General features: G+C 71.7%; 22 protein-coding genes and 1 pseudogene. 10 read left to right on the plus strand and 13 right to left on the minus strand.

What is annotated here, in order from left to right:
• Positions 1 to 90: 90 nt before the first annotated feature.
• Together gad and FHS34_RS40010 are read right to left on the minus strand one after the other, a co-directional pair.
• The gene (gene gad, locus FHS34_RS40005) at positions 91 to 1,497 is read right to left on the minus strand and encodes a glutamate decarboxylase (RefSeq protein ID WP_184975273.1); all 1,407 of its coding nucleotides are present in this window, start codon (positions 1,495 to 1,497) and stop codon (positions 91 to 93) included.
• Positions 1,498 to 1,523: 26 nt separating this feature from the next.
• Positions 1,524 to 2,810 (minus strand): ion channel protein, encoded by a 1,287-nt coding sequence (locus FHS34_RS40010; RefSeq protein ID WP_184975276.1) that lies wholly within the window; start codon positions 2,808 to 2,810, stop codon positions 1,524 to 1,526.
• A gap of 111 nt (positions 2,811 to 2,921) precedes the next feature.
• On the opposite strand from FHS34_RS40010, the pseudogene FHS34_RS40015 reads away from it, so the two are divergent.
• Positions 2,922 to 3,687, plus strand: a pseudogene (locus FHS34_RS40015) (MerR family transcriptional regulator).
• A 27-nt stretch (positions 3,688 to 3,714) separates the two neighbouring features.
• On the opposite strand, the gene FHS34_RS40020 reads toward FHS34_RS40015, so the two are convergent.
• The gene (locus FHS34_RS40020) at positions 3,715 to 4,080 is read right to left on the minus strand and encodes a YbjQ family protein (RefSeq protein ID WP_184975279.1); all 366 of its coding nucleotides are present in this window, start codon (positions 4,078 to 4,080) and stop codon (positions 3,715 to 3,717) included.
• 140 nt (positions 4,081 to 4,220) lie between these two features.
• On the opposite strand from FHS34_RS40020, the gene FHS34_RS40025 reads away from it, so the two are divergent.
• On the plus strand, positions 4,221 to 5,225 hold the full coding sequence (locus tag FHS34_RS40025; protein ID WP_184975282.1) for a DedA family protein: 1,005 nt from the start codon (positions 4,221 to 4,223) through the stop codon (positions 5,223 to 5,225).
• Between the two features lie 40 nt (positions 5,226 to 5,265).
• Here the strand turns inward: FHS34_RS40025 and FHS34_RS40030 are convergent, their stop codons facing one another.
• Both FHS34_RS40030 and FHS34_RS40035 read right to left on the minus strand, forming a co-directional pair.
• On the minus strand, positions 5,266 to 6,921 hold the full coding sequence (locus FHS34_RS40030; protein ID WP_184975285.1) for a threonine/serine exporter family protein: 1,656 nt from the start codon (positions 6,919 to 6,921) through the stop codon (positions 5,266 to 5,268).
• 188 nt (positions 6,922 to 7,109) lie between these two features.
• Positions 7,110 to 7,601, minus strand: a complete 492-nt coding sequence (locus FHS34_RS40035; RefSeq protein WP_184975399.1) for an inorganic diphosphatase — start codon at positions 7,599 to 7,601, stop codon at positions 7,110 to 7,112.
• Between the two features lie 124 nt (positions 7,602 to 7,725).
• Between FHS34_RS40035 and dacB the strand changes: the two genes are divergently transcribed.
• From dacB to folE, 6 genes are all read left to right on the plus strand, one after another.
• A complete protein-coding gene (gene dacB, locus FHS34_RS40040) occupies positions 7,726 to 9,282 on the plus strand; it encodes a D-alanyl-D-alanine carboxypeptidase/D-alanyl-D-alanine endopeptidase (protein WP_184975290.1) in 1,557 nt (518 codons plus the stop codon).
• A gap of 145 nt (positions 9,283 to 9,427) precedes the next feature.
• A complete protein-coding gene (locus tag FHS34_RS40045; RefSeq protein WP_184975293.1) occupies positions 9,428 to 10,576 on the plus strand; it encodes an Rv3626c family coenzyme F420 biosynthesis-associated protein in 1,149 nt (382 codons plus the stop codon).
• A gap of 191 nt (positions 10,577 to 10,767) precedes the next feature.
• Positions 10,768 to 11,811, plus strand: a complete 1,044-nt coding sequence (gene tilS, locus FHS34_RS40050; protein WP_184975296.1) for a tRNA lysidine(34) synthetase TilS — start codon at positions 10,768 to 10,770, stop codon at positions 11,809 to 11,811.
• Between the two features lie 85 nt (positions 11,812 to 11,896).
• Positions 11,897 to 12,457: a hypoxanthine phosphoribosyltransferase gene (gene hpt, locus FHS34_RS40055; RefSeq protein WP_184975300.1), complete on the plus strand. Its 561-nt coding sequence runs from the start codon at positions 11,897 to 11,899 to the stop codon at positions 12,455 to 12,457.
• Between the two features lie 195 nt (positions 12,458 to 12,652).
• Positions 12,653 to 14,692, plus strand: coding sequence for an ATP-dependent zinc metalloprotease FtsH (gene ftsH / locus FHS34_RS40060; protein WP_184975303.1), 2,040 nt, complete (start codon positions 12,653 to 12,655; stop codon positions 14,690 to 14,692).
• 132 nt (positions 14,693 to 14,824) lie between these two features.
• Positions 14,825 to 15,430, plus strand: a complete 606-nt coding sequence (gene folE / locus FHS34_RS40065) for a GTP cyclohydrolase I FolE (RefSeq protein ID WP_184975307.1) — start codon at positions 14,825 to 14,827, stop codon at positions 15,428 to 15,430.
• Positions 15,431 to 15,467: 37 nt separating this feature from the next.
• Here folE and FHS34_RS40070 read toward each other — a convergent pair whose 3' ends face one another.
• The 6 genes from FHS34_RS40070 to FHS34_RS40095 all read right to left on the minus strand — a co-directional run bounded on the left by FHS34_RS40070 (position 15,468) and on the right by FHS34_RS40095 (position 20,627).
• Positions 15,468 to 15,956: a DUF3180 domain-containing protein gene (locus FHS34_RS40070; RefSeq protein WP_184975311.1), complete on the minus strand. Its 489-nt coding sequence runs from the start codon at positions 15,954 to 15,956 to the stop codon at positions 15,468 to 15,470.
• A 73-nt stretch (positions 15,957 to 16,029) separates the two neighbouring features.
• Complete coding sequence (gene folK, locus FHS34_RS40075) at positions 16,030 to 16,641, minus strand: 2-amino-4-hydroxy-6-hydroxymethyldihydropteridine diphosphokinase (RefSeq protein ID WP_184975314.1); 612 nt, start codon at positions 16,639 to 16,641, stop codon at positions 16,030 to 16,032.
• Positions 16,638 to 16,997, minus strand: a complete 360-nt coding sequence (folB, locus tag FHS34_RS40080; RefSeq protein WP_184975317.1) for a dihydroneopterin aldolase — start codon at positions 16,995 to 16,997, stop codon at positions 16,638 to 16,640. Before folB ends, folK begins: the two co-directional genes overlap by 4 nt.
• Before the next feature lie 246 nt (positions 16,998 to 17,243).
• A complete protein-coding gene (locus FHS34_RS40085; RefSeq protein WP_184975320.1) occupies positions 17,244 to 17,780 on the minus strand; it encodes a nuclear transport factor 2 family protein in 537 nt (178 codons plus the stop codon).
• Entirely contained in the window at positions 17,777 to 18,691 is a 915-nt protein-coding gene (folP, locus tag FHS34_RS40090; protein WP_184975323.1) for a dihydropteroate synthase, read from the minus strand. Before folP ends, FHS34_RS40085 begins: the two co-directional genes overlap by 4 nt.
• Positions 18,692 to 18,812: 121 nt before the next feature.
• Positions 18,813 to 20,627, minus strand: a complete 1,815-nt coding sequence (locus FHS34_RS40095) for a phosphatidylglycerol lysyltransferase domain-containing protein (RefSeq protein ID WP_184975326.1) — start codon at positions 20,625 to 20,627, stop codon at positions 18,813 to 18,815.
• Between the two features lie 226 nt (positions 20,628 to 20,853).
• Here FHS34_RS40095 and FHS34_RS40100 point away from each other — a divergent pair, with 226 nt between their 5' ends.
• Both FHS34_RS40100 and FHS34_RS40105 read left to right on the plus strand, forming a co-directional pair.
• The gene (locus FHS34_RS40100; protein ID WP_184975329.1) at positions 20,854 to 21,987 is read left to right on the plus strand and encodes an alpha/beta hydrolase; all 1,134 of its coding nucleotides are present in this window, start codon (positions 20,854 to 20,856) and stop codon (positions 21,985 to 21,987) included.
• 99 nt (positions 21,988 to 22,086) lie between these two features.
• A complete protein-coding gene (locus tag FHS34_RS40105) occupies positions 22,087 to 23,598 on the plus strand; it encodes a prolipoprotein diacylglyceryl transferase (protein WP_184975332.1) in 1,512 nt (503 codons plus the stop codon).
• Between the two features lie 359 nt (positions 23,599 to 23,957).
• Here the strand turns inward: FHS34_RS40105 and FHS34_RS40110 are convergent, their stop codons facing one another.
• On the minus strand, positions 23,958 to 25,265 hold the full coding sequence (locus FHS34_RS40110; RefSeq protein ID WP_184975402.1) for a PH domain-containing protein: 1,308 nt from the start codon (positions 25,263 to 25,265) through the stop codon (positions 23,958 to 23,960).
• Positions 25,266 to 25,366: 101 nt separating this feature from the next.
• Positions 25,367 to 25,870: a PH domain-containing protein gene (locus FHS34_RS40115; protein ID WP_184975335.1), complete on the minus strand. Its 504-nt coding sequence runs from the start codon at positions 25,868 to 25,870 to the stop codon at positions 25,367 to 25,369.
• Between the last annotated feature and the right edge of the window lie 4 nt (positions 25,871 to 25,874).

Below are 25,874 nucleotides of genomic sequence, written 5' to 3' on the forward strand. Positions count from 1 at the left end.
CGCTACGAGAAACGGGCCTACACCTACCTCGGTACCGTCACCCTCGCAGCCCTGATCATCTGGCTTCGCACATGATCCGAGAAACAGCGCCTAGTGGTGGAAGCCGGTGGCCGTCTCCTTGTCCCGGGTGAGCGGACTCTGCTGCCGGCGCAGCTCGGGCAGCAGCCGGGTCAGGTCGTCCACGAACAGGTCGGCCAGGTCGTGCGAGAAGCCGTTGCGGCACACGATCCGCAGTACGGACAGGTCCTCACGGTTCGCCGGGAAGGTGTAGGCGGGCACCAGCCAGCCGCCCTCGCGCAGCCGCCGGGACACGTCGAAGACGTCGTACGACGTGACGCCCTCGGCCGTGGTCAGCGCGAACACCGGCAGCTGGTCGCCGCGGGTGAGCAGCCGGAAGTCGCCGAGCGCCTCGATCTTGTCGGCGAGCGAGGTCGCCACGTCCCGGGTGGACTGCTGTACCGCGCGGTAGCCCTCCCGGCCCAGCCGCAGGAACGTGTAGTACTGCGCCACCACCTGGGCGCCCGGCCGGGAGAAGTTGAGCGCGAAGGTGGGCATGTCCCCGCCCAGGTAGTTGACCCGGAAGACCAGTTCCTCGGGCAGGGCCTCCTTGTCCCGCCACAGGGCCCAGCCGACGCCGGGGTAGACCAGCCCGTACTTGTGCCCCGACGTGTTGATCGAGGCCACCCGCGGCAGCCGGAAGTCCCACACGAGGTCCTCGTCCAGGAAGGGCGCCACCATCGCGCCCGAGGCCCCGTCCACATGCACCGGGATGTCCAGGCCGGTGACCTCCTGCAGGCCGTCCAGGGCCGCGCACAGCTCCGCGATCGGCTCGTAGGAACCGTCGAAGGTCGAGCCGAGGATGCCCACCACCCCGATGGTGTTCTCGTCGCACAGCGCGACGGCGGCCTGCGGGTCCAGATGGAAGCGGTCGCCCTCCATCGGGACCAGCCGGGCGTCCACCTCCCAGAAGTTGCAGAACTTGTCCCAGCACACCTGGACGTTGACGCCCATGACCAGATTGGGGCGCGCGCCCGGATACCGGTCGGCGTTCCGCTTCGCCCAGCGCCGTTTCAGCGCCATCCCGGCGAGCATGCACGCCTCGCTGGACCCGGTCGTCGAACAGCCCACCGCGGCCGACGGGTCCGGCGCGTTCCACAGGTCGGCGAGCATCGCCACGCAGCGCCGCTCCAGCTCGGCCGTGCGCGGGTACTCGTCCTTGTCGATCATGTTCTTGTCCCGGCACTCGGCCATCAGCACCCCGGCCTGCGGCTCCATCCAGGTGGTGACGAAGGTGGCCAGGTTCAGCCGGGAGTTGCCGTCCAGCATCAGCTCGTCGTGCACCAGCTGGTACGCCGTGGACGGGGGCAGCGGGGCGTCCGGGAGCCGGTGCGTGGGCGGGGCCTCGGCCATGCCGCCGACCGGGTTGGCCTCCCCGAAGAACGGGTTGACCGACACCCTCCGTGCCTCGTGCTTCTCGGGACCTTTGTGCAGCGCCATGGGAATTGCCTCCAGGGGGATGAGAGTCAGCGGACCGGGGTTCCGTCCTCGCGGAGCTGCATCTGAGGGCGGCCCGTCACCAGCAGCCAGGCCGGCAGCGAGGCGATGCACAGCAGGGCGATGATGCTGGGCGAGGCGACGAGGACGGCGGCGGTGAACAGGCTCACCCAGCCTTGCCGGGTGACCGCCAGGAGCATGCCGAGGACACCTGTGGCCACGCCCAGCGAGGGGTTCACGGCGGGCACGAGCGCATGGGCGCACAGGCCGAGGGCGGTGCCGACGAAGACCGCGGGGAAGATCCGGCCGCCCCGGAAGCCGCAGGACGCGGCGACGAGCAGCGCGGCCAGTTTCACCACCGTCATGGTGGCGAACTGCCCCGCCGTCCAGCCCTCCGGGTCGCGGGACAGCTCCCCGATCTCCGCGAGCCCCTTGAACAGCGTCAGATGGCCGCCGAGGGCCCCCAGCGCGCCCAGGACGACCCCGCCGGCCGGAAGCATCAGCATCGGATGCCGCAGCCGCCGGAAGGCCGCGTGGACGTACGGGAAGGCGTAGACGGCGCACATGCCGAGCGCCGCGGACGCGGCGGCGATCACCAGCGCGGCCAGCAGGTCCTTGGCGTGCGGGTGGCCCATGGGCGGCAGGCCCAGGTCGAAGCTCGGGCGGGCCACCAGGGTGGTCGTCAGGGCCCCGCAGGCCCCGGCGGTCAGCGGCGCGAACAGGTTGTCCCACAGCCGGCCCTGCATCGGCCGCCCCGCCAGCGCCTCCGAGATGACCAGCGCCGCCGCCACCGGCGTGCCGAACAGCGCGCCGATCGTCGCCGCCTCGGCCAGCACCGGCCACAGCGTGTCCGGCCTCCGGGGCAGGAGGCGCCCGCCCAGCCAGGCGGCCAGGCTCACGTTCACGGCGATGATCGGGTTCTCCGGGCCGAGGCTCGGGCCGCCGGCCAGCATGAGCGCGGTGGCCAGCGCCAGGCCGGGCAGCACGGCGGGCGGCAGGACCGGGGCGTCCAGCCCGACGGTGGCCGGGTCGGGACCGGCGTGCCCGGGGACCTTCCAGACCACCAGTCCTACGGCGATCCCGGTGGCCACGAGCATGACGAACATCCACAGCACCGAGTAGCGGCCCACGCAGAGCGCGTCCGGCAGGGGGCCCCACAGCACCTTCTGGAGCTCCTCGGCCGCCGTGCTCACCCCGACGAAGATCAGGCTCGCGGCCACGCCCACGGCGACGGCGGGCAGGATGAACGGCAGCAGCGCCCGCGCCGGGGCCGTCGGGGCGCTCCGGGGCGCCTGCCGCTTCGTCTCCTCAGCCACTGGCTCACCATAAGCGGACAAAAGTAACAAAACATCCCGAGGGGGACCGGCTTGCACCTCACGTGACGTGAGGCGTCAGCGTGGAGCCGTACCGACCGAAGGAGCGGAAAAGTGAGCTACTCCGTGGGACAGGTCGCGGGGTTCGCCGGGATCACGGTGCGCACCCTGCACCACTACGACGAGATCGCCCTGCTCGCGCCCAGCGAGCGCACGCACGCCGGACACCGGCGCTACAGCGACGCCGACCTCGACCGGCTCCAGCAGATCCTGTTCTACCGGCAGCTCGGCTTCCCGCTCGACGAGGTCGCGGCCCTGCTCGACGACCCGGACGCGGACCCGCGCGCACACCTGCGCCGCCAGCACGAACTGCTGACCGCCCGGATCGAGAAGCTGCAGAAGATGGCCGCGGCCGTGGAGCACGCCATGGAGGCACGCACGATGGGAATCAGCCTGACACCGGAGGAGAAGTTCGAGGTCTTCGGGCGACTTCGACCCGGACCGGTACGCGGACGAGGTGACAGAGCGCTGGGGCGACACCGAGGCCTACCGGCAGTCGCAGGGCCGCACCGCCTCGTACACCAAGGAGGACTGGAAGCGGATCACCGGCGAGATGGACGCGATCCACCACCGTATGGCCGGCCTCCTCGCCGGGGGAGTGCCCGCGGACTCGGAGGCCGCCATGGACGTCGCCGAGGAGCACCGCCGGTTCATCACGGGGACGTACTACGACTGCGGGCACGAGATGCATGCCTGCCTCGGTGAGATGTACGTCGCCGACGAGCGCTTCACCGCGACGTACGAGGCCATCCGCCCCGGTCTGGCCGTGTACATGCGGGACGCGATCGTGGCGAACACGGCCCGGCACACCACGTCCTGACGTCCTGGCCCGGGAATGCGCGGGTGCTCACTCCCGGGCCAGGACCACCGCCGTGCCGTAGGCGCACACCTCGGTGCCGACGTCCGCGGCCTCGGTCACGTCGAACCGGAACGCCAGCACCCCGTTGGCACCACGCGCGCGTGCCTGCTCCACCAGGCGGTCCATGGCCTGGTTACGGGTCTGCACCAGCGTCTTGGTGAGGCCCTTGAGCTCGCCACCGATCATGGACTTCAGTCCGGCGCCGATCTGGCTGCCCAGGTGCCGTGAACGCACGGTGAGTCCGAAGACCTCGCCGAGGACCGACTGCACCCGGTACCCGGGCACGTCGTTCGTCGTCACGACCAGCACGTCCGGCTGGGGCCCCTGGCCGCCGCCGTAGTCATCGAGTCCCATGAGTCACAGCTTTCTCCGGGTCGCCCCCCAGTGCATCCTGGAGGCACCGGTGGAACCTGGGGTGGTCACCTCACGTTGATAGCTTTGTGCGGCACTCCAAGGACGCCGTAGCCGCCTTCACCCCTCAGGAGCCCGGACCCGTGATGACACTCGCCCTCGGCCCGAGCTGGCTCGATCCCAACTATTTGCTCGACACCTACAGCATCTGGGGCCTGCTGCTCATCGTCTTCGCCGAGTCGGGCCTGCTCATCGGGTTCTTCCTGCCGGGTGACTCGCTGCTGTTCACCTGCGGCCTGCTGATCACGTCGCACGAGCTCGACTTCCCCCTCTGGGGCGCGATCGGCCTGATCTGCCTCGCCGCGATCCTCGGCGACCAGGCGGGCTACATGTTCGGCAAGAAGGTCGGCCCCTCCCTGTTCAACCGGCCCGACTCACGCCTGTTCAAGCAGGAGAACGTCACCAAGGCGCACGAGTTCTTCGAGAAGTACGGCCCGAAGTCCCTGGTCCTGGCCCGCTTCGTGCCGATCGTGCGCACCTTCACGCCGATCATCGCGGGCGTCAGCGGCATGAAGTACCGCTCGTTCCTGACCTTCAACGTCATCGGCGGTGTCCTGTGGGGTGCGGGTGTCACCCTGCTCGGCTCCTGGCTCGGCAACATCGGCTTCGTCAAGAAGAACATCGAGGCGATCCTGATCCTGATCGTCCTCGTCTCCGTGATCCCGATCGCGATCGAGTTCCTGCGGGCCCGGGGCAAGGAGAAGAAGGCCGCCGCCCGGGGAGCCCAGGCCGCTCCCGCCGCGGCGGCGACCCCGCTGCAGCCGCAGGCACCCCGGTACCAGCAGCCGCCGGCCATGGACACCGCGACGACCCAGCTGCGCCGCATCGAGCCGGACCAGCCGTACGAGCAGCAGTACGGCGACCAGTACGACCAGTACGACCAGCAGGGCCGGCAGCACGGCCGGCAGCCGTACCAGGAGCCCCGGCAGCAGGAGCAGTACTGGGACCAGGGCTACGGCGGGCAGCAGCACCCCCAGCAGCAGTACGACCCGAACCCGTACCCGCAGCAGCAGCAGCACGGCCAGGACCCGTACCCGCAGCAGCGGTACGACCAGGACCAGTACCCCTACGACCACCGCGGGCAGTAGCCCGCCACCGGCCCCGGAAGGCGCCGGGAAGCCCGAGCGCCTAGAAACCCCGGGTCCGCTTGGCGGCCCGGCGCTTCCCCGCGGAGCCGACCCGCAGGAACAGGCGGAAGACCTCCGACCCCAGATTGACCCCGATCGCGATGGCCATGGCCAGCGATGCCGCGTTCGCCAGCGACACCAGGCCCTTGTCCACCTCGTTCTGCGCCATGCTCAGCAGCCCGAAATACGTCGCCGAGCCGGGCAGCAGCGGCCCGATCGCCGCCGTCGTGAAGGGCAGCGCCGACGCGAACCGGTACCGCGACAGCAGCTGCCCGAACAGGCCCACCAGCCCCGCCGCCACGGCCGTGGACGCCACCGGCGAGATGTCGGCGACGTAGCGCATCGCGCCGTACACCGTCCACGCCACGCCCCCGTTGAGGGTCACCCACAGCACGGTCGACCGCTCCTGCTGGAGCAGCACCGCGAAGGTCAGTGACAGCAGCATCGCCGCGGCGATCTGCAGCAGCGGCCGCTCGTTGATGATGAGCGCCGCGTCCGGGTTCAGCTTGCCGCCGACCTTGACGCCGAAGTACAGGACGATCAGGACGCCGGTGACGATGCCGACGAAGAAGTACATGACCTCCAGCAGGCGGGCCGAGGCGGTGATGTAGAAGCCCGTCAGCCCGTCCTGCACACCCGCCACCAGCGCCCGTCCGGGCAGCAGCGCGAACAGACCACCGGTGACGACCGCGGACGCCTTCACGTCCACGTGCGCCAGCGCGAACGCCACCCCGATCGCCGCGGGCGGCATCGCGGCCACCGTGAACTGGTAGAACTCCGGCAGCCCCCGTCCCGCGCACAGCCACGCCAGCCGGTCGCCGAGCATCGCTCCGACGGCCGCCGCGAAGAACACGATCAGGTCACCGCCGACCAGCACGGAGGCCGCACCGGCCAGCAGCCCGCTCGCCAGGGTCAGCGCCCAGCCGGGATACGGGTGCCGGTTACGGCGGATCTCCGCCAGCCGCCGGTACGCCTCCTCCAGGGAGACATGGGTCTCCGGATCGGTCAGGTCGTCCACGAGCCGGAACACGGCCGCGAGCCGTGTGTAGTCGGTGCCTCGCCGCCGTACCGTACGGGACGCCGTCACCGGGTCCTCCACCAGCGACGGCTGGTGCGAGATCGACAGCAGCGTGAAGGTGACGTTCGGCTCGCACCGGTCCAGGCCGTAGGACCGGCACACCGCGAACATCGCGGCCTCCACGTCCTCCGCGCCCTCGCCGCCCGCCAGCAGCAGCTCGCCGATACGCAGGGTCAGGTCGAGCACGCGCGGGACGGCCGGACCGCCCTCCTCCTCGCGCTGCACCGCCTCCGGAGCCGGCCGCTCGGTGACCGGCATGCGCAGCATCGTGCGCATCCGGTCCTGCCACGGCGCGTCCTTGACCAGGCTGACCAGCGGGACCCCGGTGGCGGGCGTGAACGCGCCCGGCGCGGACGCCGAGCTGTAGGTGCTCGGCACGCTGAACGCCGAGCCCTCCGGCTCGGCGGCCGGCGGCTGCGGCGTCTCCAGGCCGCGCGGCACCGCGAACTCGGACGTCGTCTCCGACTCACCGGCACTCGGGGAGACGTCGAGGCCCTTGGGGATGGCGAACTCGGACGTGATCTCCGGGTCGTACCGCGCCTCGTCCGACCGCGGCTTGCGGTCGTCCGTCTCCGTCACCTCGCACCGCTCCCTGAATGACGCATTCCGTAGGCCTCAGTATGCGCACACGTACCCACACGAGCCTTACTCGTGCACACATGCGAACGCGGACATGCGAACGCGGACATGCGAACGCGGACATGCGAACGCGGACATGCGAACGGGCCGCACGCGCACGCGTGCGGCCCGTTCGCGGGGAGAGGGGGTCAGTGGCCGCCCTGCTCCTTGAAGCGCTTGTACGACCGCTCGATCTCCACCTCGGCGTCCTGGCGGCCCACCCAGTTGGCACCCTCGACCGACTTGCCGGGCTCCAGGTCCTTGTACACCTCGAAGAAGTGCTGGATCTCCAGGCGGTCGAACTCCGACACGTGGTGGATGTCCCGCAGGTGCTCCACGCGCGGGTCGGTGGCCGGCACGCACAGCAGCTTGTCGTCGCCGCCCGCCTCGTCCGTCATCCGGAACATGCCGATCGCGCGGCACTTGATGAGGCAACCCGGGAAGGTCGGCTCGTCCAGGATGACCAGCGCGTCCAGCGGGTCGCCGTCCTCGCCGAGGGTGTTCTCGACGAAGCCGTAGTCGGTCGGGTAGGCGGTCGAGGTGAAGAGGCGACGGTCCAGGCGGATCCGACCGGTCTCGTGGTCCACCTCGTACTTGTTCCGCGAACCCTTCGGGATCTCGATCGTGACGTCGAACTCCACCGGTGGCTCCTCCATGATCAGCACATAGTTCTGGTGGTTAAGTGTCCCTCACGCAGGTGTGTGATCGCGAAAGGGGCTGGTGGTCGTGCCAGAGCTGAGGCCTTGGCGAACCGCGAAACCGCAGGTGACGCGGATCGTGGACGCCGTCCGACCGCGTCTGGCGAGCGCCGTGAAGGCCGCCCGGCCGCGGATCGCGCGGCTGGTCGAGGCCGTGCGGGTCGGCCCTGCGCACCTCCCCCGTTCGCGCACCCTCAGGACCTGGCAGTACACCGCGGGCGCCGCCACCGCCGGCCTGGCACTGGCCGCAGGCGTGGTGACCGTGGCCGGCCCCTGGGACGCCAACGGTCAGCGTACGGCCGAGCGGTACCGGGCCGCCGCCCTGGAGCGGTCAGGTGGCGCAGATCACGGCGGTTCCGGCACGGCCGCGACGACGCCCGCGCCCGCGCCGAGCGCGGGACCCGTCCTCGTGGGCCTGGGGGGCACCACGGGTGCCGTGGGCACCAAGAAGTCGGCGCCGGGCGGACAGGCCCTCTCCGACGTCCTGGGACCCCTCCTGGACGCCTCCGCGCTGGGCGGCAGCCACGCGGCGGCCGTCGTCGACGTCGCGACCGGTGAACGCCTGTACGGCTCCGACTCCGGCAAGGCCCTCACCCCCGCCTCCACCACCAAGATCGCCACCGCCGTGGCCGCCCTGTCCGCCCTCGGCCCCGACCACCGCCTCACCACCCGCACCGCCCTCGAACCCGACACCCGCGAGCTCGTCCTGGTCGGTGGCGGCGACCCCACCCTCACGGCGCATGCCGGGGCCGACGGCTGGGCGAGCCTGCGGACGCTGGCCGCGGACACCGCGAAGGCGCTGGGCGAGCGCGGCATCCACGAGATCACGCTGTCCTACGACACCACCCTCTACGCCGGTCCCGCCCTGCACCCCATCGGCGTCAACGACAACCTCGCCCCGGTCAGCGCCCTGACCGTGGACGAGGGCCGCACCGACGACTCCGCCGCCGGTCCGGTGCCGCGCGCGAGCGACCCGGCGGCCGACGCGGCGGCCACGTTCGCGGGCTTCCTGAAGGAGGCCGGCATCACGACGACGTCCCCCGGTCCCTCCAAGGCCAGCACGCGCGCGGAGAACCTGGCCACCGTCTCCTCGCCGCCGCTGTCCGCCCTGGTCGAGCGGATGCTGACCAACAGCGACAACGACATCGCGGAAGCCCTGGCCCGCCACACGGCCCTCGCCGGCGGCGAACCGGCGAGCTTCGCCGGCGGCGCCCGGGCGATCACCACGCAGCTGCGCAAGCTCGGCCTGCCGCTCTCCGGCGCCTCCTTCCACGACGGCAGCGGACTCGACCGTGCCGACCGGCTGACGGCCGACCTCCTCACCGGCCTCCTGGTCAAGGCGGCCGACCCGGACCGCCCCGGCCTGCGGCCCGTCCTCACCGGCCTCCCCGTGGCCGGCTTCACCGGCACCCTGAGCAGCCGCTACACCGATGGCGCGGCCGGCGTCGTACGCGCCAAGACGGGCACGCTGACCGGCGTGAACACGCTCGCCGGCACGGTCGTGGACCAGGACGGCCACCTCCTGGCCTTCGCCTTCCTGGCCTCCGACACGACGGACGCCGAAGGGGCCCAGTCGGCCCTGGACGCGACGGCGTCGGCGCTGGCGGCGTGCGGCTGCCGCTGAGGACGAGCCGAATTCGCCGCGCGGCCACGGGGTCATGCCGCCGGAGCCGTCGTGGCGTCGTGCCCGTCCGGCACCCGCCGTCCGGCGGTCCTCCGCCGCGTTCCACAGCCTGCCCCCGGCGGCGCCGCTCACGTACCGTTGACGCATGACTGGCTTCGGTGGCACCACATCTCCCGGGATGGTCGACTGGAACCTCGCGGTGGCGACCGCGACACGGCTCGTACGGCCCGGCCCCGAGGTCAGCCGCGACGAGGCCAGGTCCGTCGTCGCGGAACTGCGCCGGCACGCGAAGGCCTCGGAGGAACACGTCCGGGGCTTCACTCGTATGGGCACCGAGGAGGTCAACGACACCCCGGTCCTCGTCGTCGACCGCCCCGGCTGGGTCCGCGCCAACGTCGCGGGCTTCCGCGAGATCCTCAGGCCGCTCCTGGAGAAGATGCAGGAACGGCGCGGCAACAACCCGGGCAGCGCGGTCCTCGGCGCCGTCGGCGGCAAGGTCACCGGCGTGGAACTCGGCATGCTCCTGTCGTTCCTGTCCTCCCGCGTCCTCGGCCAGTACGAGACCTTCGCCCCCGCCTCCCGCGACCTCCCGGCCGGCGGCCCCCCTGACGCACCGAGTGGCGGCGGCCGGCTGCTGCTCGTCGCGCCCAACATCGTCCACGTGGAACGCGAACTCGACGTCGAGCCGCACGACTTCCGCCTGTGGGTGTGCCTGCACGAGGAGACCCACCGCACGCAGTTCACCGCCGTGCCCTGGCTGCGCGACCACCTCGAGGGCGAAATCCAGTCGTTCTTGGCGGAGACCGACGTCGACCCGATGACCTTCCTGGAACGCATCAGGGAAGCCGCCCAGTCACTCGCCGGCGGCCGTCCCGAGGGCGAGGAGGAGGACGGCGGGCGCTCCTTCGTGGAGCTGGTGCAGACCCCCGCCCAGCGCGAGATCCTCGGCCGCCTGACCGCCGTGATGTCCCTCCTGGAGGGCCACGCCGACTACGTCATGGACGGCGTCGGCCCCAGCGTCGTACCGTCCGTCGCCGAGATCCGCGAGAAGTTCCAGCAGCGCCGCGCGAAGGGCGCCTCCCGCCTGGACATCGCCCTGCGCAAGCTGCTGGGCCTGGATGCCAAACTGAGGCAGTACCGGGACGGCGAACGGTTCGTACGGGCCGTCGTCGACCAGGTCGGCGTCGACGGCTTCAACCGCGTGTGGACGTCGCCCAACACCCTGCCCACCAAGGCCGAGATCGCCAAACCGGCGGACTGGGTCGCGCGGGTGCACCGCAGGACGGAGTCGTGAACGGCGCCGGGGAGTCGTGAAACGAATCCGGCCGACGGCAGGCGAACGCCCCTCCAATCACCCGTCCGAGGGACCGTGAGCCATGCGTAGGCGTGCAATGCTCGGGGAACGGCCCGCTTCTGTCACCATCTACACACTCTGAGTGACCGTCTCGGGCTCACCCCCCGAAAACTTCATGAAGGGAACCGGACATGGGTCCCCATCCTGCGGTCGCGGCGATACGCCTGGCGGTCCGCCGCGTCCTCCACGACATCCTGAACGACCAACCCGCCTCCCGCGCGCTCGCGGGCCGGCACCCCGGCCTGACGGCCGAGCGGCCCCCCTCCCCGCTCGTCCTCGTCGCATGCTCCGGCGGTGCCGACTCCATGGCCCTCGCCTCCGCCCTCGCCTTCGAGGCCCCCAAACTCGGCATCCGCGCCGGCGGGATCACCGTCGACCACGGTCTCCAGGCCGGCTCCGACCTCCGCGCCGACGAAGTCGTCCTGCGACTGTGTGAACTGGGCCTGGCCCCGGTCGAGTCCGTCGCCGTGACCGTAGGCCGCGAGGGAGGGCCCGAGGCCGCCGCCCGCGACGCCCGCTACGCCGCCCTCGACGCCGCCGCCGAACGCCACGGCGCCACCGCGGTCCTGCTCGGCCACACCAGGGACGACCAGGCCGAAACCGTCCTGCTGGGCCTCGCCCGCGGCTCCGGCATCCGCTCCCTGTCCGGGATGGCCGCGGTCTCGGGGGCCGCCGGCCGTTACCGGCGGCCCTTCCTCCAACTGGACCGGCAGACCGCCCGCAAGGCCTGCATGGCCCAGTCGCTCCCGGTCTGGGACGACCCGCACAACGCGGACCCGGCCTACACCCGCTCCCGGCTCCGGCACGAGGGCCTGCCGGCACTGGAGAAGGCCCTCGGCAAGGGCGTCGTCGAGGCGCTCGCCCGCACCGCCCAGCTCTCCCGCGACGACGCCGACGCCCTGGACTCCTGGGCCAGCCAGGCCGAGGCTTCCGTACGGGACGCCACCGGCCTGCTGGAGTGCGCCAAGCTGTACGCCCTCCCGCCCGCCGTACGGCGCCGGATCCTGCGCCGTGCGGCCATCGAGGCCGGTGCCCCGGCCGGTGCGCTGTTCGCCCGCCACATCGAGGAAGTCGACCGCCTGATCACCGGCTGGCGCGGCCAGGGAGCCATCAATCTCCCGGGCAAAGTCGTCGCCCAGCGGCAGGGTGGCAGACTGGTGATTCGGCAAGGCTGATTTCCGACCCCTCCCGGAGTGACTCTCCGGCGGGCCGGGCAGCGAGGCCGTACATGCGGCCGTAAGTGCGGGACGACCGAAAGTGATGCGGGTGGACGCGAAAGACATGGGTGCCGACCTCCAGCAGGTACTCATCACCAAGGAAGAGATCGACGCGAAGCTGGCAGAGCTGGCCGCGAAGATCGACGCGGAGTACGCGGGCAAGGACCTGCTGATCGTCGGCGTGCTCAAGGGTGCGGTCATGGTCATGGCGGACCTGGCCCGGGCGCTGTCCACCCCCCTCACCATGGACTGGATGGCCGTGTCCTCCTACGGCGCGGGCACCCAGTCCTCCGGTGTCGTCCGCATCCTCAAGGACCTCGACACCGACATCAAGGGCAGGCACGTCCTGATCGTCGAGGACATCATCGACTCCGGCCTGACCCTGTCGTGGCTGATCAACAACCTCGGCTCCCGCGAGCCCGCCTCCCTGAAGGTGTGCACGCTCCTGCGCAAGCCGGACGCCGCCAAGGTCGCCATCGACGTGGAGTGGGTCGGGTTCGACATCCCGAACGAGTTCGTCGTCGGCTACGGCCTCGACTACGCCGAGAAGTACCGCAACCTGCCGTTCGTCGGTACGCTCGCGCCTCACGTCTACGGCGGCTGAGCCAGTCGGCCCAAGCCCGGTAGGACGATCGGGAACCCCAGCGGGGCCCGTGCCGTTGAAGCATGCAGAGACGGGTTTCCCAGCCGTCGAAACGGCTCCGTGCGGCTTCGCGCAACAATGCTGGGGTACCGTCAGAAGAACTGTCTTATCAAACTCACTATGGCAGGAGGGACGGGGCGGCACCGCTCCGTATGGATGGACGTGAAGCGATACTTCCGTGGGCCGGTCATGTGGATCGTGCTGGCCGTCCTTGCCGTGGTCGTGTTGATGCAGGTCGTCGGCTCGTCCGGCGGCTACAAGACGGTGGACACCGGCCAGGTCGTGGCAGCGATCAACGACAACAAGGTCGAGTCGGCCAAGCTCACCACCGGTGACGAGCAGAGCATCAAGGTCACGCTCAAGGACGGCTACAAGGTCGAGGGCAGCTCGAAGATCCAGGCGAGCTACATCGGCGACCAGGGCTCCCAGCTCGCCGGCAACCTGCAGAACAAATTCCAGGACAAGCAGATCCCGGACGGCTACACGGTCTCGCCGTCCAAGCAGAACCCGTTCGTCGGCGTCCTGCTCTCCCTGATGCCCTTCGTCCTGATCGTGGTCGTCTTCCTGTTTCTGATGAACCAGATGCAGGGCGGCGGATCCCGGGTCATGAACTTCGGCAAGTCCAAGGCCAAGCTCATCACCAAGGACACCCCGAAGACCACTTTCTCCGACGTCGCCGGCTGCGACGAGGCCGTCGAGGAGCTCCAGGAGATCAAGGAGTTCCTCCAGGAGCCGGCCAAGTTCCAGGCCGTCGGCGCCAAGATCCCCAAGGGTGTGCTGCTCTACGGCCGCCCGGGTACCGGCAAGACCCTGCTGGCGCGTGCCGTCGCGGGCGAGGCGGGCGTCCCGTTCTACTCGATCTCCGGTTCCGACTTCGTCGAGATGTTCGTCGGTGTCGGTGCCTCCCGTGTCCGTGACCTGTTCGAGCAGGCCAAGGCGAACGCCCCGGCGATCGTCTTCGTCGACGAGATCGACGCGGTCGGCCGCCACCGCGGCGCCGGCCTCGGCGGTGGTCACGACGAGCGCGAGCAGACCCTGAACCAGCTGCTCGTCGAGATGGACGGCTTCGACGTCAAGGGCGGCGTGATCCTGATCGCCGCCACGAACCGCCCGGACATCCTCGACCCGGCGCTGCTGCGCCCCGGCCGCTTCGACCGCCAGATCGCGGTCGACCCGCCGGACCTGCAGGGCCGTCTGGAGATCCTCAAGGTTCACCAGAAGGGCAAGCCGGTCGCGCCCGACGTCGACCTGTCCGCCGTCGCCCGCCGCACCCCGGGCATGACCGGTGCCGACCTCGCCAACGTGCTGAACGAGGCGGCGCTGCTCACCGCCCGCGGCGACCAGAAGCTGATCGACAACAAGGCGCTGGACGAGGCGATCGACCGCGTGGTCGCGGGCCCGCAGAAGCGGACCCGGATCATGTCGGACAAGGAGAAGAAGATCACCGCGTACCACGAGGGCGGTCACGCCCTGGTCGCGGCGGCCTCGCCGAACTCCGACCCGGTCCACAAGATCACCATCCTGTCCCGGGGCCGTGCCCTCGGCTACACGATGGTCCTGCCGGACGAGGACAAGTACTCGACCACGCGCAACGAGATGCTCGACCAGCTCGGCTACATGCTGGGTGGCCGCGCCGCCGAGGAACTGGTCTTCCACGACCCGACCACCGGCGCCGCGAACGACATCGAGAAGGCCACCAACCTGGCCCGCGCGATGGTCACGCAGTACGGCATGACCGAGCGCCTCGGCGCGATCAAGTTCGGCGGCGACAACAGCGAGCCCTTCCTCGGCCGTGAGATGGCGCACCAGCGCGACTACTCGGAAGAGGTCGCCGCGCTGGTCGACGAAGAGGTCAAGAAGCTCATCGAGAACGCGCACAACGAAGCCTGGGAGATCCTGGTCGAGAACCGTGACGTGCTCGACCAGCTCGTCCTCCACCTGCTGGAGAAGGAGACCCTGGGCAAGGAGGAGATCGCCGAGATCTTCGCCCCGATCGTCAAGCGCCCGCCCCGGCCCGCCTGGACCGGTTCCTCCCGCCGCACCCCGTCCACCCGCCCGCCGGTGCTCTCCCCGAAGGAGCTGGCACTGACCAACGGCGCGAACGGCGCGACGGCCTCGATCAGCACCGCCAAGCCCACGGCCACGGAGTCCGCCCCGGTGACGGAGCAGACCCCGGAGGACCGCCCGGAGAGCTGACCGTGTGCCGGCCATCAGGGCCGGAATGAATGCCGCGCCCCCCAGGTTCTAGCCTGGGGGGCGCGGCATTCGCATGTCCGCGGACAGAACGCGAGCCAAACGCGCGTGTATGGCACAGGAACGAGGAACCAGATGACCGACCCGGTGACGCTGGACGGCGAGGGCCCCATCGGCGAGTTCGACGAGAAGCGCGCCGAGAACGCCGTACGGGAACTGCTGATCGCGGTCGGCGAGGACCCGGATCGCGAGGGCCTGCGGGAGACGCCGGCGCGCGTCGCGCGGGCCTACAAGGAGATCCTCGCGGGGCTGTGGCAGCGGCCCGAGGACGTCCTGACGACGACGTTCGACCTCGGGCACGACGAGATGGTCCTGGTGAAGGACATCGAGGTGTACTCGACCTGTGAGCATCACCTGGTGCCGTTCAGGGGAGTCGCCCACGTCGGCTACATCCCGTCCGAGACCGGCAAGATCACCGGTCTGTCCAAGCTGGCCCGCCTGGTGGACGTCTACGCCCGCCGGCCGCAGGTGCAGGAGCGCCTCACCACGCAGATCGCCGACTCCCTGATGGAGATCCTCGAACCGCGGGGCGTCATCGTGGTCGTCGAGTGCGAGCACATGTGCATGTCCATGCGCGGTATCCGCAAGCCGGGCGCCAAGACCATAACGTCCGCCGTGCGCGGTCAGCTGCGGGACGCCGCCACGCGGAACGAGGCGATGAGCCTCATCATGGCGCGCTGAACGGCGCACCGGCCACGCCGGTGAGCGGGGCCGGCCGTCAGGCCACGGGCTCCGCTCCCGGGTGGTTCTGGTCGTCGTCCTCCGGGAGCTTGCAGACTCGCTCCAGGAAGATGGCCGCCGCTATCACGCCGAAGCCGGCCAGGACCGAGAAGCCCGCGTAGATCGCCTGGTCCCGGCGGGCCGGGAAGTCCAGCAGCTCCAGCAGGAAGATGCCCGTGCCGCCGTACATACCGGCGACGAGGGCCGCGACCAGGGCGCTGGCCTGGCCGAAAACGACCGCCCGGGCGGCCATCAGCGGGTCCACGCCCTTGGCACCGGGCCGGCGCTCGCGCTGAGCCTTGAAGCGGGCGCGCAGCGAGAGCGCCGTCGAGAGCAGCACCACCGCGATCAGCGCGAGGACGATGGGCGCGGCCAGGGGCACGCTGGGAAGGGTCCCGACCGAGTTCCAGAGGCGGGCGCCCGCCCAGGACAGGACGCCGGCCACGACGAACACGCCCGCCAGCACCCTGATGCGCAGCTCTCTCACGGTGTCCCTTCAGTTCCCCCGGACCGCCCCGGCCGGTGGTCGTCGTGGTCTTGACCCGTCTTGACCTTAACGACTACTCGGGCAGCCGGAGTTCCAGGTCCCCGCGGTGCGCCACACCCTCACGGGTGATGACCGACAGCAGATCGGCCACGGCGCCGCGGCCGGGGAGCTGTGCCTGCGGGTCCACGTCGTGCCAGGGCGCGAGCACGAAGGCACGCTCGTGGGCGCGCGGGTGGGGCAGGGTGAGATGCGGGTCGTCCGAGGTGACGTCGGCGTAGGCGACGATGTCGACGTCCAGGGTGCGCGGGCCCCAGTGCTCGTCCCGGACGCGGTGGAAGGCCTCCTCGACGGCGTGCGCCCGCTCCAGCAGGGACGCCGGCGGCAGGGTCGTCTTGAGGGCCACGACCGCGTTGAAGTACGACGGCTGGCTGCCCGGCGCCACGCCCCAGGGCTCGGTCTCGTACACCGGCGAGACGGCCTTCACGCGGACGCCCGGGGTGTCCTCCAGGGCGTCGACGGCACCCTGGAGGGTCTCCAGGCGGTTGCCGAGGTTGGAGCCGATGGAGATCACGGCCCATTTGGGGTTGCTCAGCGTCGTGTCGGCGGCGTCCACCTGCTCGACGACCGAGGCGGGCACCGGCTGGACGGTCGGGTCGCTGTGACCCTGGCGGAAAGGTCGGGTCATACTCGGCTCCGGGTGATGGTGACGGTCACGTCGTCGAAGGGGACGGTGATCGGCGCGTCCGGCTTGTGGACGCAGACCTCGACCTCCTGGACCCCTTCGTGCTTCAGGCAGGTCTGGGCGATCCGCTCGGCGAGGGTCTCGATGAGGTTCACCGGCTCGCCCTCGACCACGGCCACGACCTCCTCGGCCACGATGCCGTAGTGCGCGGTCTTCGTCAGGTCGTCGTCGGCCGCGGCCGGCCGGGTGTCCAGGCCGAGGACGAGGTCCACGATGAAGGTCTGGCCCTCCTCGCGCTCCTTGGGGAACACACCGTGGTGCCCGCGGGCCTTGAGGCCGCGCAGCGCGACACGATCCACGCGAATCACTCCTGCAATCGTCGGGAACGACCGGCCCGTACCGCGTGCGGGCGGCACACCGGCCTCAGACGAATCTACCTGCGGGCACCGACAGAACCGGGCCTCGGAGGCGTGGGCCGGGGCCGGTATCCGCAGGGTTCACCGGGTGTTTTCCCCGCGGAACCCGGCACTGTCATGGGCTGGTAGCCCCTCATACCCGGGGGTAGGTGATTCCAACCACTTCTCCCCCGGGTGCCTCCGGCCCGGTCAGGCGAGGGGGTCGTCGTCCGGGTTCACGCCGTTCACGCCGGTCTCCCCGTCCTCGTCGTTGTCGCTCTCGGTGAGGACGGGGGAGGCGTGGTGCGACCAGAGCTTCCAGCCGGAGGGCGTGCGCCGGAACACGTTCGTGGCGACGACGAGCTGGCCGACCAGCGGTCCCAGTTCCGCGCCCTCCTCCGGGGCGGGGCCGCCGCTGAGGATGTTCTCCGTGCAGGACACGAGGGCCGTGTCGCCGGTCACGGAGACGTGCACGTCGGTGAGGAAGAACTGGATGTAGTCGGTGTTGGCCATGATCAGGGCGTACGACCTGAGGACCTCGCCGCGGCCGGTGAGCACGGGCCAGCCGGGGTGCACGCAGGAGACCACCCCGGAGTCGGCGGGGTCGTGGTACTCCTCGTCCACGCCCAGGTCGGCGGGGGTCAGCCAGAGGGAGGAGACCTCCTCGAAGTCACCGCGTTCGAGTGCTTCGTAGAAGGCGGTGTTGGCGGCCTCCACCTGCTCGACGTCGGTGTGGGGGGCGCTCACCTGTCTCCTTCCGCCCGGCGCTCGGTGTGGGCACCCGGCGTGGACCCTGCCGCACGCGCCCCCTCAAGGGCCCGTGCCACCCGTACGGCGTCCGCCGTGGCGCGTACCTCGTGCACGCGCACGGCCCAGGCGCCGGCGTGCGCGGCGAGCGCGGAGACGGCCGCCGTGGCCGCGTCGCGTTCCCGGGCCGGCGGGGGCGCCCCCTCGGGTCCGGCGAGGACGCGGCCGAGGAACCGCTTGCGGGAGGCGGCGACCAGCAGGGGGTGGCCGAGGGCGCGCAGGCGGTCGAGCTGGGCGATGAGGGTGAGATCGTGCTCGGCCTCCTTGGAGAAGCCGAGGCCCGGGTCGACGACGATGCGGTCGGGGGCGACGCCGCCGGCCAGAACGGCCTCCACGCGCGCGTGCAGTTCGTCCACGACTTCGGTGACGACGTCCTCGTAGGCGCCCTTGACGTTGCCGCCCGCCAGGAAGCCGCGCCAGTGCATGACGACGAAGGGGGCGCCCGCGGCGGCGACCACCGGGATCATCGCGGGATCGGCGAGGCCGCCGCTCACGTCGTTGACGAGGGCGGCGCCGGCCGCGAGGGACTGTTCGGCGACGGAGGCGCGCATGGTGTCGACGGAGACGACGACACCCTCGGAGGCGAGGCCACGCACCACGGGGATGACCCGCCGCAGCTCCTCGGCCTCGTCCACGCGCGTGGCGCCGGGGCGGGTGGACTCGCCGCCCACGTCGACCAGGTCCGCGCCTTCGGAGACCAGGTCGAGGCCGTGCTTGACGGCGACTGTCGTGTCGAACCAGCGGCCGCCGTCGGAGAAGGAGTCGGGGGTCACGTTCACGACCCCCATGACCGCGCACCGGTCCCATTCCGGAAGGCCGGCCACTCGGCCGCGCCCGCTGATGTTGTTCATACGTTCAGCGTAGGCCCCAGGGCGGGGCCGGGAACGCGCGGCGGCCCGGGCGGAAGCCCCCGGTGCCGGAGGGGGCGGGGCTTCCGCCCGGGCCTGTCCCCGGGCCGCACCGCGTATGGGCTCAGGCCGCCCGGACGTCATGCTCGGCCACCGCGTGCCCGCACGGGCGCTGGGCGGCGACCCGGCGCCTGCGCAGGAAGCGCGGCAGGGGCAGGGCGAGATCGACGAAGCCCTCCGCCTGCATGGCGGCGAAGCCGATGCGGGGCAGGTCGCCGGAGGCCCGGTAGACCACGAACCGCGGTTCCCAGCGGGGCTGGAACTTGGCGTTGAACTTGTACAGCGACTCGATCTGGAACCAGCGCGAGAGGAAGACGAGCAGTCCGCGCCAGGCGCGCAGCACCGGGCCGGCGCCGATCTTCTCGCCGCGCGCGAGCGCGGAGCGGAACATCGCGAAGTTCAGCGAGACGCGGGCGATGCCGAACTTCGGGGCGGCCTGCAGGGCGGCCACGATCAGCAGCTCGTTCATGCCCGGGTCGGCGCTGCGGTCCCGGCGCATCAGGTCCAGCGACGCGCCGTCCGTGCCCCAGGGCACGAAGTGGAGGATCGCCTTCAGATCGCCGTACTCGCCCGCCGCGTCGTCGGCCTTGTGGGCGGTGGCGATCAGGCAGTCGCCGTCGCCCGGGTCGCCGATGCGGCCGAGCGCCATGGAGAAGCCGCGCTCGGTGTCCGTGCCGCGCCAGTCCTCCGCGGCCAGGCGGATCCGCTCCAGCTCGGCCTCGCCGAGGTCACGGATACGCCGTACCCGGGTTTCGTAGCCGGCCCGCTCGATGCGCTTGACCATCTGGCGCACGTTGCGCATCGCGCGTCCGGCGAGCGAGAAATCCGCAACGTCCACCACCGCCTCGTCGCCCAGCTCCAGGGCGTCCAGGCCGGTCTCGCGGGTCCACACCTCACCGCCCGTCTCCGAGCAGCCCATGACGGCGGGCGTCCAGGAGTGGGCCCTGGCCTCGTCCATGAAGCGCTCGATGGCACCCGGCCAGGCCTCGACGTCCCCGATGGGGTCGCCGCTGGCGAGCATCACACCGGAGACGACCCGGTAGGTGACGGCGGCCTTGCCGCTCGGCGAGAACACGACCGCCTTGTCGCGGCGCAGCGCGAAGTGGCCGAGCGAGTCGCGCCTGCCGTGCTTCTCCAGCAGGGCACGCAGCCTGCTCTCGTCCTCCTCGGTGAGGCGCGCGGCCGGGTGCTCCGGGCGGAAGGCCAGGTAGATGGTGGTGACCGCGGTGATCCAGCCGAGCGCGCCGAGGGAGAAGGCGACGGTCCAGGAGGTGTTGCCCTGGTAGTCGACCGGGCCCTCGAAGCCGAACAGTCCGTAGATGACGTGGGTGAGCCGGTCCGCCAGGCTGGGGTCGCCGATCGTCCGGTTCGGGTGGACGTTTACGATGACCAGGCCGAGGCCGAGGGAACCTGCGCTCATGAGGACGAAGTTGGCCAGTGCGCGCCACCTGCTGCGAGGATCGGGCAGGGCGGCGAACTGATCCCGGTGGCGCAGCAGCGGTACGAGCAGCGCCACCGCGATGAGTACGCCGATCAGCGAGTGCCGGTACCCGAACTGCGCCACCGCGCCCAACGGGAGCAGGGCCACCGCGGCCCGCCAGGCCCGGCGCTTGCGTCGCTTGAGCCCGTGCGCGAGCAGCAGCAGCAGCACGCCCGCGCTGAGCGAGAGTGCCGCCGCGAACGGGCCGAAGGAGCCCGGCAGCACCTCGGCCAGGGCGTGCATACGGCTGTGGCGGAAGCGCGGGAACACTCCCGCGGCGATGTCCAGGAGGCCCACAAGCGCGGCCGCCCGGCCGACCATAGCGGGGACGGCCTCGGGACTCGGGCCGCGCAGTACGCGCCGCACCCGGCTTGATCGGCCCGGAACCCCGTCAGACATTTCCCCATCTATCCTGATAGACATCGCATCCCGTAGTTCTGCGAGAGACCTTGAACCCGGTGCCGATCGGGGCATCCGGCGACATTGCGCCCTCTAGGACGGTGTCTTGAGGAGAGAGGTTCACTCTCCGCCGGAAAGTCGGGTCAAAGGTCAAGGAAAGTCCCGGGCAAAACCTCGCGACAGGCGTGGGCACGGCACGGGCGGAAAGCGCAGGCAGGAAGCAGCTATGGGTCTCACGAGCAACAACTCGCTGGTGCTGGCGATAGTGGTCGCCGCCGTGCTGTTCATCGGCACGGTGTGGCTGTGGCCGCGCCTTGCCCGGCAGAACTGGCGGGCCGTCAGCGGACGGGTCGGTCTGATGCTGTTCACCCAGCTGGCGCTCTTCGCCTCCGTCGGGCTCGCCGCCAACCAGGCCTTCGGCTTCTACGCCAGCTGGGCGGACCTCTTCGGCAAGGAGACCGACCAGGGGGTCGTCGTCGACCACTCGGTCAACGGCAGCACCGGCGGGCCGCTCCAGGTGGTCTCCACCTCCACCGTTCCCGGTGTGCGTGCCGCGCGGCCCGAGATGGGCGGGCAGGTGCAGAAGGTGGACATAGTCGGCCCTACGACGCACATCGGCGCGCCGGCCTACGTGTATCTGCCCCCGGAGTACTTCCAGCCGCAGTACCGCAAGCGCACGTTCCCGGTGGCGGTCGTCCTGACCGGCTACCCGGGCACCGCGAAGTCGCTGGTGGACAAGGAGAAGCTGAACTTCCCGAACACGGCGCAGCAGCTGGCCAAGGACGGGCGGATGCAGCCGATGATCCTGGTCATGCTGCGGCCGACGGTGGCGCCGCCGCGGGACACCGAGTGCGTGGACGTGCCGGACGGCCCGCAGGCGGAAACGTTTTTTGCCAAGGACCTGCCGGAGGCGGTGCAGTCGCAGTACCGGGTCGGCAAGCGCCCGGACAGCTGGGGCGTCATCGGCGACTCCACGGGCGGCTACTGCGCCCTCAAGCTCGCCATGCACCACCCCGACGTGTACACGGCCGCCGCGGGCCTGTCGCCGTACTACAAGGCGCCGATCGACCCCACGACCGGTGACCTCTTCCACGACGACGAGAAGCTGAAGAACCGTGCCGACCTGTGGTGGCTCCTGAAGCACGAGCCCGCGCCCGACACCTCGCTGCTCGTCACCAGCAGCAAGGTCGGCGAGAAGAACTACAAGGACACGATGAAGTTCATCGACCGTGTCCAGGCCACCAACAAGACCCGGATCTCGTCGATCATCCTCGAGAGCGGCGGTCACAACTTCAACACCTGGAAGCGTGAGATCCCGCCCGCGCTCCAGTGGATGAGCGGGCGGCTCATCGACCACTGAGCCGGCGGTCACCCCTGACGCCCCGTGAAGCCGGCGGTATGGCTGTGTTTTTACGGGGCGGGGGTCCGCGAGTCGCCTACGCGCGGTAAGTTTCTGGCCATGCCACGTGGACGCCACCGCCATTCCCCTCCTCTGCACCGGCTGTTGCCTCCCTCGGCGATCGCCGGCGTCTCCGTCGTCTGCGCGCTGGGCCCCTGGGTCTTCTCCGGGGCCACGGTGGTGCGCGCGCTGGCCGCCGTCGCCGCGGCGACGGCCGTCGTCGGCGCGGTCGTGATGCGCCGCTGGGACGCCCAGGCGGGCAGACAGGTAGCCGAACTCTCGCGCGCGCGTGCCGGCGACGAGTGGCGGTTCGAGGAGCGGGTCGCCGAACTGGAGACCGACCTGGAGGAGTCCCGCGAGCTGCGCACGAAGCTGGAGCAGCGGCTGCGGGCCAAGCGGGCCGAGCTGGCCGGCCTGCGCAACGAGCACGCCGCCCTGCTGCGCCGGTACGCCACCGCGGAGACCGAGCGCGCCAGCGCCCTGGAGGGGCGGCGGCTGCTGGAGATCGAAGCGGCCCCGGCCGAGCCGGGCCCCGCTGTCTCGTCGGTGCCCGCCCTGCCGCCCGCGCGCCGCGGCGAGCCCACCACGACCGCCCAGCCGTCCGGGGTCTCCGGCCCCGCCGAGCCTGCCGGGACGTCCGGGGTCCTGGAGGGCGGGGCGACGACGTTCGCTGTCTTCTCGGCCGAGGGCGCATCCCTGTACCGGCGGGCCCTGACGGCTCTGGCCCGGTTCGACCGGAAGGCTCCGGCCGAGTCCGTGGCCGAGGCCGGGGACGAGCCGGAGGACGAGAGCGATCCGGAGGACGAGAGCGATCCGGAGGGCGAGGCCGCCGCGGAGTCCGAGGCCGGGCCCGAGCAGGCCGGGCCCGAGCAGGATGAGTCCGAGGCGGACGGGTCCGAGGCGGCGGAGCATGCGGCCGCCCGGTTCGAGTCGCCGGAGCCTACGGCCGCCCGGCCCGAGTCGCCGGAGCCGGACGGGTCCTTGTCGGGCATGCCGGAGGCGTCCGAGCCGGAGGCTTCCGAGGCCGCTGTCACCGAGGCTGCCGTGCCTGCGATGCCTGCCGTGACCGAGGCCGCCGTGACCGAGCCTGGGGTGTCCGAGCCTGTGGTGTCCGCGGCCGGCGTGACCGAGCCGGTCGGGTCCGAGGCCGCCGCGGCCGGGTCCGGCGCCGGGGAAGAGGGTGCCGTGGAGGGCGTGCGGGACGGTGCCGGTGCGCCGCCCGCCGCCGGAGTCGCCCGGACCGTGGGGCAGCCGCCCGCCGGGCACTTCACGGTGCCGACCGCGGTGGCCGTCGTACCGGCCGCTCCCGCGCGGCGTCCGGTGGTCGAGGGCGGGTTCGACTTCTTCGGCACCCAGAAGAGCGCGCCGACGGCCACGCTGGACTCGGTGCAGAACGAGGACCTCGCCGACGTCGTCGGACCGGAGGCCCTCGCCGTGCACAAGGCCGAGGCCGAGGCCGGGTTCAAGCCCGCCGACGAGCGGTCGCGGGGGGTCGGCCAGGTCATCGACCTGACGGCGCACGACGAGACCGAGCAGATCGACGTCCAGGGGCTGCGCACCGCGGCTTCCTGAGCCTCCGCCGACCATTCACCGGGCCCGGCCCCTCAGGGGAGCCGGGCCCGACGCGTACCCGTGGCGCGTGGACGCGGGGATGCGCGGACGTCGGGCGGTCACCGGCGATCAGCCGACGGTCCGTGAGGCGTCTCCGGGGCCCGCACAGGCCATTTTCGCGGGTTGCGGGGTGCGGGGTGCGCCCGTCGGGCCTCTGCGGTCCGGGAAGGGGTCCCGGGGCCTCTACGGGGAGCTCTTCGCGCGTACGGGGGGTGGACGCGGGGCCGCCGGGCGGTCGGACGGCGGCAGGGAGACGCCCTCGCGGCCGGTACGGGACCATTTCGCGCGTGACGGGGCGTGGACGCCGTGCCGTCGGGTGGTCAGCCGGTGGTCATCCAGCGGTCCGGGAGGGCGTCTCCGCGGCCCGTGCGGGATCTTTCCGCCTGCTCGCCGAGGAAGCGCGCGGCCTCCTCCGCGTCCCGCAGACGGGCGGTGACGGTCTTGTCGGCCCCGGTGTCCACGTGGACGTCGGCGAGCCCCCAGCGGCGCTCCCAGGGGCCCTGGGTGAGCCGCACGCTCTGCACCTTGGCGTGCGGGACCAGCGAGAGCCGGCGGCACAGCAGGCCGCTCCGGGCGGCGAACACCGTGCCGCCGGCGGCGAGCCGGTGCCCGCGCCACCACACCGGCAGGCACCACCGGGCCCGCTCCGACGGCCGGGACATCTCCCGCGGCACCGTCACACCGGGCAGCACGCGCGCGAGGACCGACTCGGCGACCGCGCGCGGGGCGACCGGTATCAGCACCGAGTTGGCGGACCCGGCCACGTCCAGCTCCACCCGCACCCAGCCGGCCCGCCGCCACAGCAGCGGCTCCACGATCCGCACGGTCTGCACCCGGCCGGGCGGCACCGTCTCGTGCGTGCGGTCGAGCAGCCCGTGGTCGATGCGCAGGCCGTCCGGGGACTCGCTCACCGTCCAGTCGAACTCGGTGACGAACCGGCCCACACTGCTCGCGCCCGCCGCGCCGAGCAGGGGCAGGGCGCTGACGAGGACCGTCCACACGTTCTGCGTGGTGAGCCAGAGCACGGTGGGGAGAATCAGCGCGCCGCACAGCGAGCCCCAGGTGGCGCCCGTCAGCAGCAGGGAGCGGGCCAGCTCTCGCGGGGGCACGCGCACCAGTGCCCGCGCCGGGGCTTCTCCGACCTCACGCGCCGTCTCGGGCGCGAAACCCGCAGCGCGCGCGAGCAGCTCCGCGCGCAGGGCGCGCGCCTCCCGCTCGCCCAGGTAGGCCAGCTCGTCCTTGTCGTCGGCGCCGACGACGTCGATCCGCAGCTTGGCGACGCCCGCCACGCGCGCGAGGAGCGGACGGGAGACGTCCACGGCCTGCACGCGCTCCAGCCGGATGTGCGCGGTGCGCCGGAACAGCAGTCCGGTGCGTATGCGCAGCTCGGTGTCGGTGACCGCGTAGTGCGTGAACCACCACGACAGGAAGCCGTAGAGGCCGGCCGCCGGCACCAGCACCGCGAGGCCCAGCAGGAGCACCGTGTCGGTCAGCCGGGCGAGCTGCTCCTGCGCGCCGCCCGGGTCGTGCACCGCCCAGCCGGCCAGCACGGCGAGCGGCGCCCACGCCCGGCGGAAGGGCGTGACCGGATGCAGCCGACGCTCGACGACGGACGAAGGCTCCGATATAGCGCCCCCAGCGCCCTGCGGAGCCTGCGCGTCGGCCGCAGCGCCCTCGGCGGCCTCGGTGGTCTCCGTGCCCTTCGCGTCCTCCGCGCGGTCCCGGGGTGTCACAGGCCCGCCGATCGTGCCTGGCCCAGCTCGGTGAGCCGGTCGCGCAGGCGTTCCGCCTCGGCCGGGTCCAGGCCGGGGATGGTCGCGTCGGTCGCGGCGGCGGCCGTGTGCAGCTGTACGGTGGCCAGCCCGAACCGCCGTTCCAGGGGCCCGGAGGTCACCTCCACGAGCTGCATCCGCCCGTACGGCACCACCGTCTCCTCGCGCCACAGGACACCGCGGCTGATCAGCAGGTCGTCGGCCCGCTCGGCGTACCGCCAGGAGCGCCAGTTGCGTCCCAGCAGCCGCCAGCACCACGCGGCGAACACCGGCGGCAGCAGCGCGCAGGCCGCCCAGGCCGGCCCCACGAGAAGGCCCGGCACCAGCCCGGCGGCGACCGTGAGCACCCCCGTCCACACCACCAGCAGCAGCCGGCGCACCCGCAGCAGACCGGGCCGCAGGCCCCGCCACACCGGCCGGCCGGCCGCCGCTCCGGTTCCTTCCAGGCTCCCCGTTTCCATGGGG

The organism is Streptomyces echinatus (assembly GCF_014203595.1).
Lineage (GTDB): Bacteria > Actinomycetota > Actinomycetes > Streptomycetales > Streptomycetaceae > Streptomyces > Streptomyces echinatus.

Coding starts and splice junctions, on each gene's coding strand:
- gad (WP_184975273.1), bottom strand. CDS start 1,497: ATGGCGCTGCACAAAGGTCCCGAGAAGCACGAGGCACGGAGGGTGTCG.
- FHS34_RS40020 (WP_184975279.1), bottom strand. CDS start 4,080: ATGGGACTCGATGACTACGGCGGCGGCCAGGGGCCCCAGCCGGACGTG.
- FHS34_RS40045 (WP_184975293.1), top strand. CDS start 9,428: ATGACTGGCTTCGGTGGCACCACATCTCCCGGGATGGTCGACTGGAAC.
- tilS (WP_184975296.1), top strand. CDS start 10,768: ATGGGTCCCCATCCTGCGGTCGCGGCGATACGCCTGGCGGTCCGCCGC.
- hpt (WP_184975300.1), top strand. CDS start 11,897: ATGCGGGTGGACGCGAAAGACATGGGTGCCGACCTCCAGCAGGTACTC.
- ftsH (WP_184975303.1), top strand. CDS start 12,653: ATGGACGTGAAGCGATACTTCCGTGGGCCGGTCATGTGGATCGTGCTG.
- folE (WP_184975307.1), top strand. CDS start 14,825: ATGACCGACCCGGTGACGCTGGACGGCGAGGGCCCCATCGGCGAGTTC.
- folK (WP_184975314.1), bottom strand. CDS start 16,641: ATGACCCGACCTTTCCGCCAGGGTCACAGCGACCCGACCGTCCAGCCG.
- folP (WP_184975323.1), bottom strand. CDS start 18,691: ATGAACAACATCAGCGGGCGCGGCCGAGTGGCCGGCCTTCCGGAATGG.
- FHS34_RS40095 (WP_184975326.1), bottom strand. CDS start 20,627: ATGTCTGACGGGGTTCCGGGCCGATCAAGCCGGGTGCGGCGCGTACTG.
- FHS34_RS40100 (WP_184975329.1), top strand. CDS start 20,854: ATGGGTCTCACGAGCAACAACTCGCTGGTGCTGGCGATAGTGGTCGCC.
- FHS34_RS40105 (WP_184975332.1), top strand. CDS start 22,087: ATGCCACGTGGACGCCACCGCCATTCCCCTCCTCTGCACCGGCTGTTG.
- FHS34_RS40115 (WP_184975335.1), bottom strand. CDS start 25,870: ATGGAAACGGGGAGCCTGGAAGGAACCGGAGCGGCGGCCGGCCGGCCG.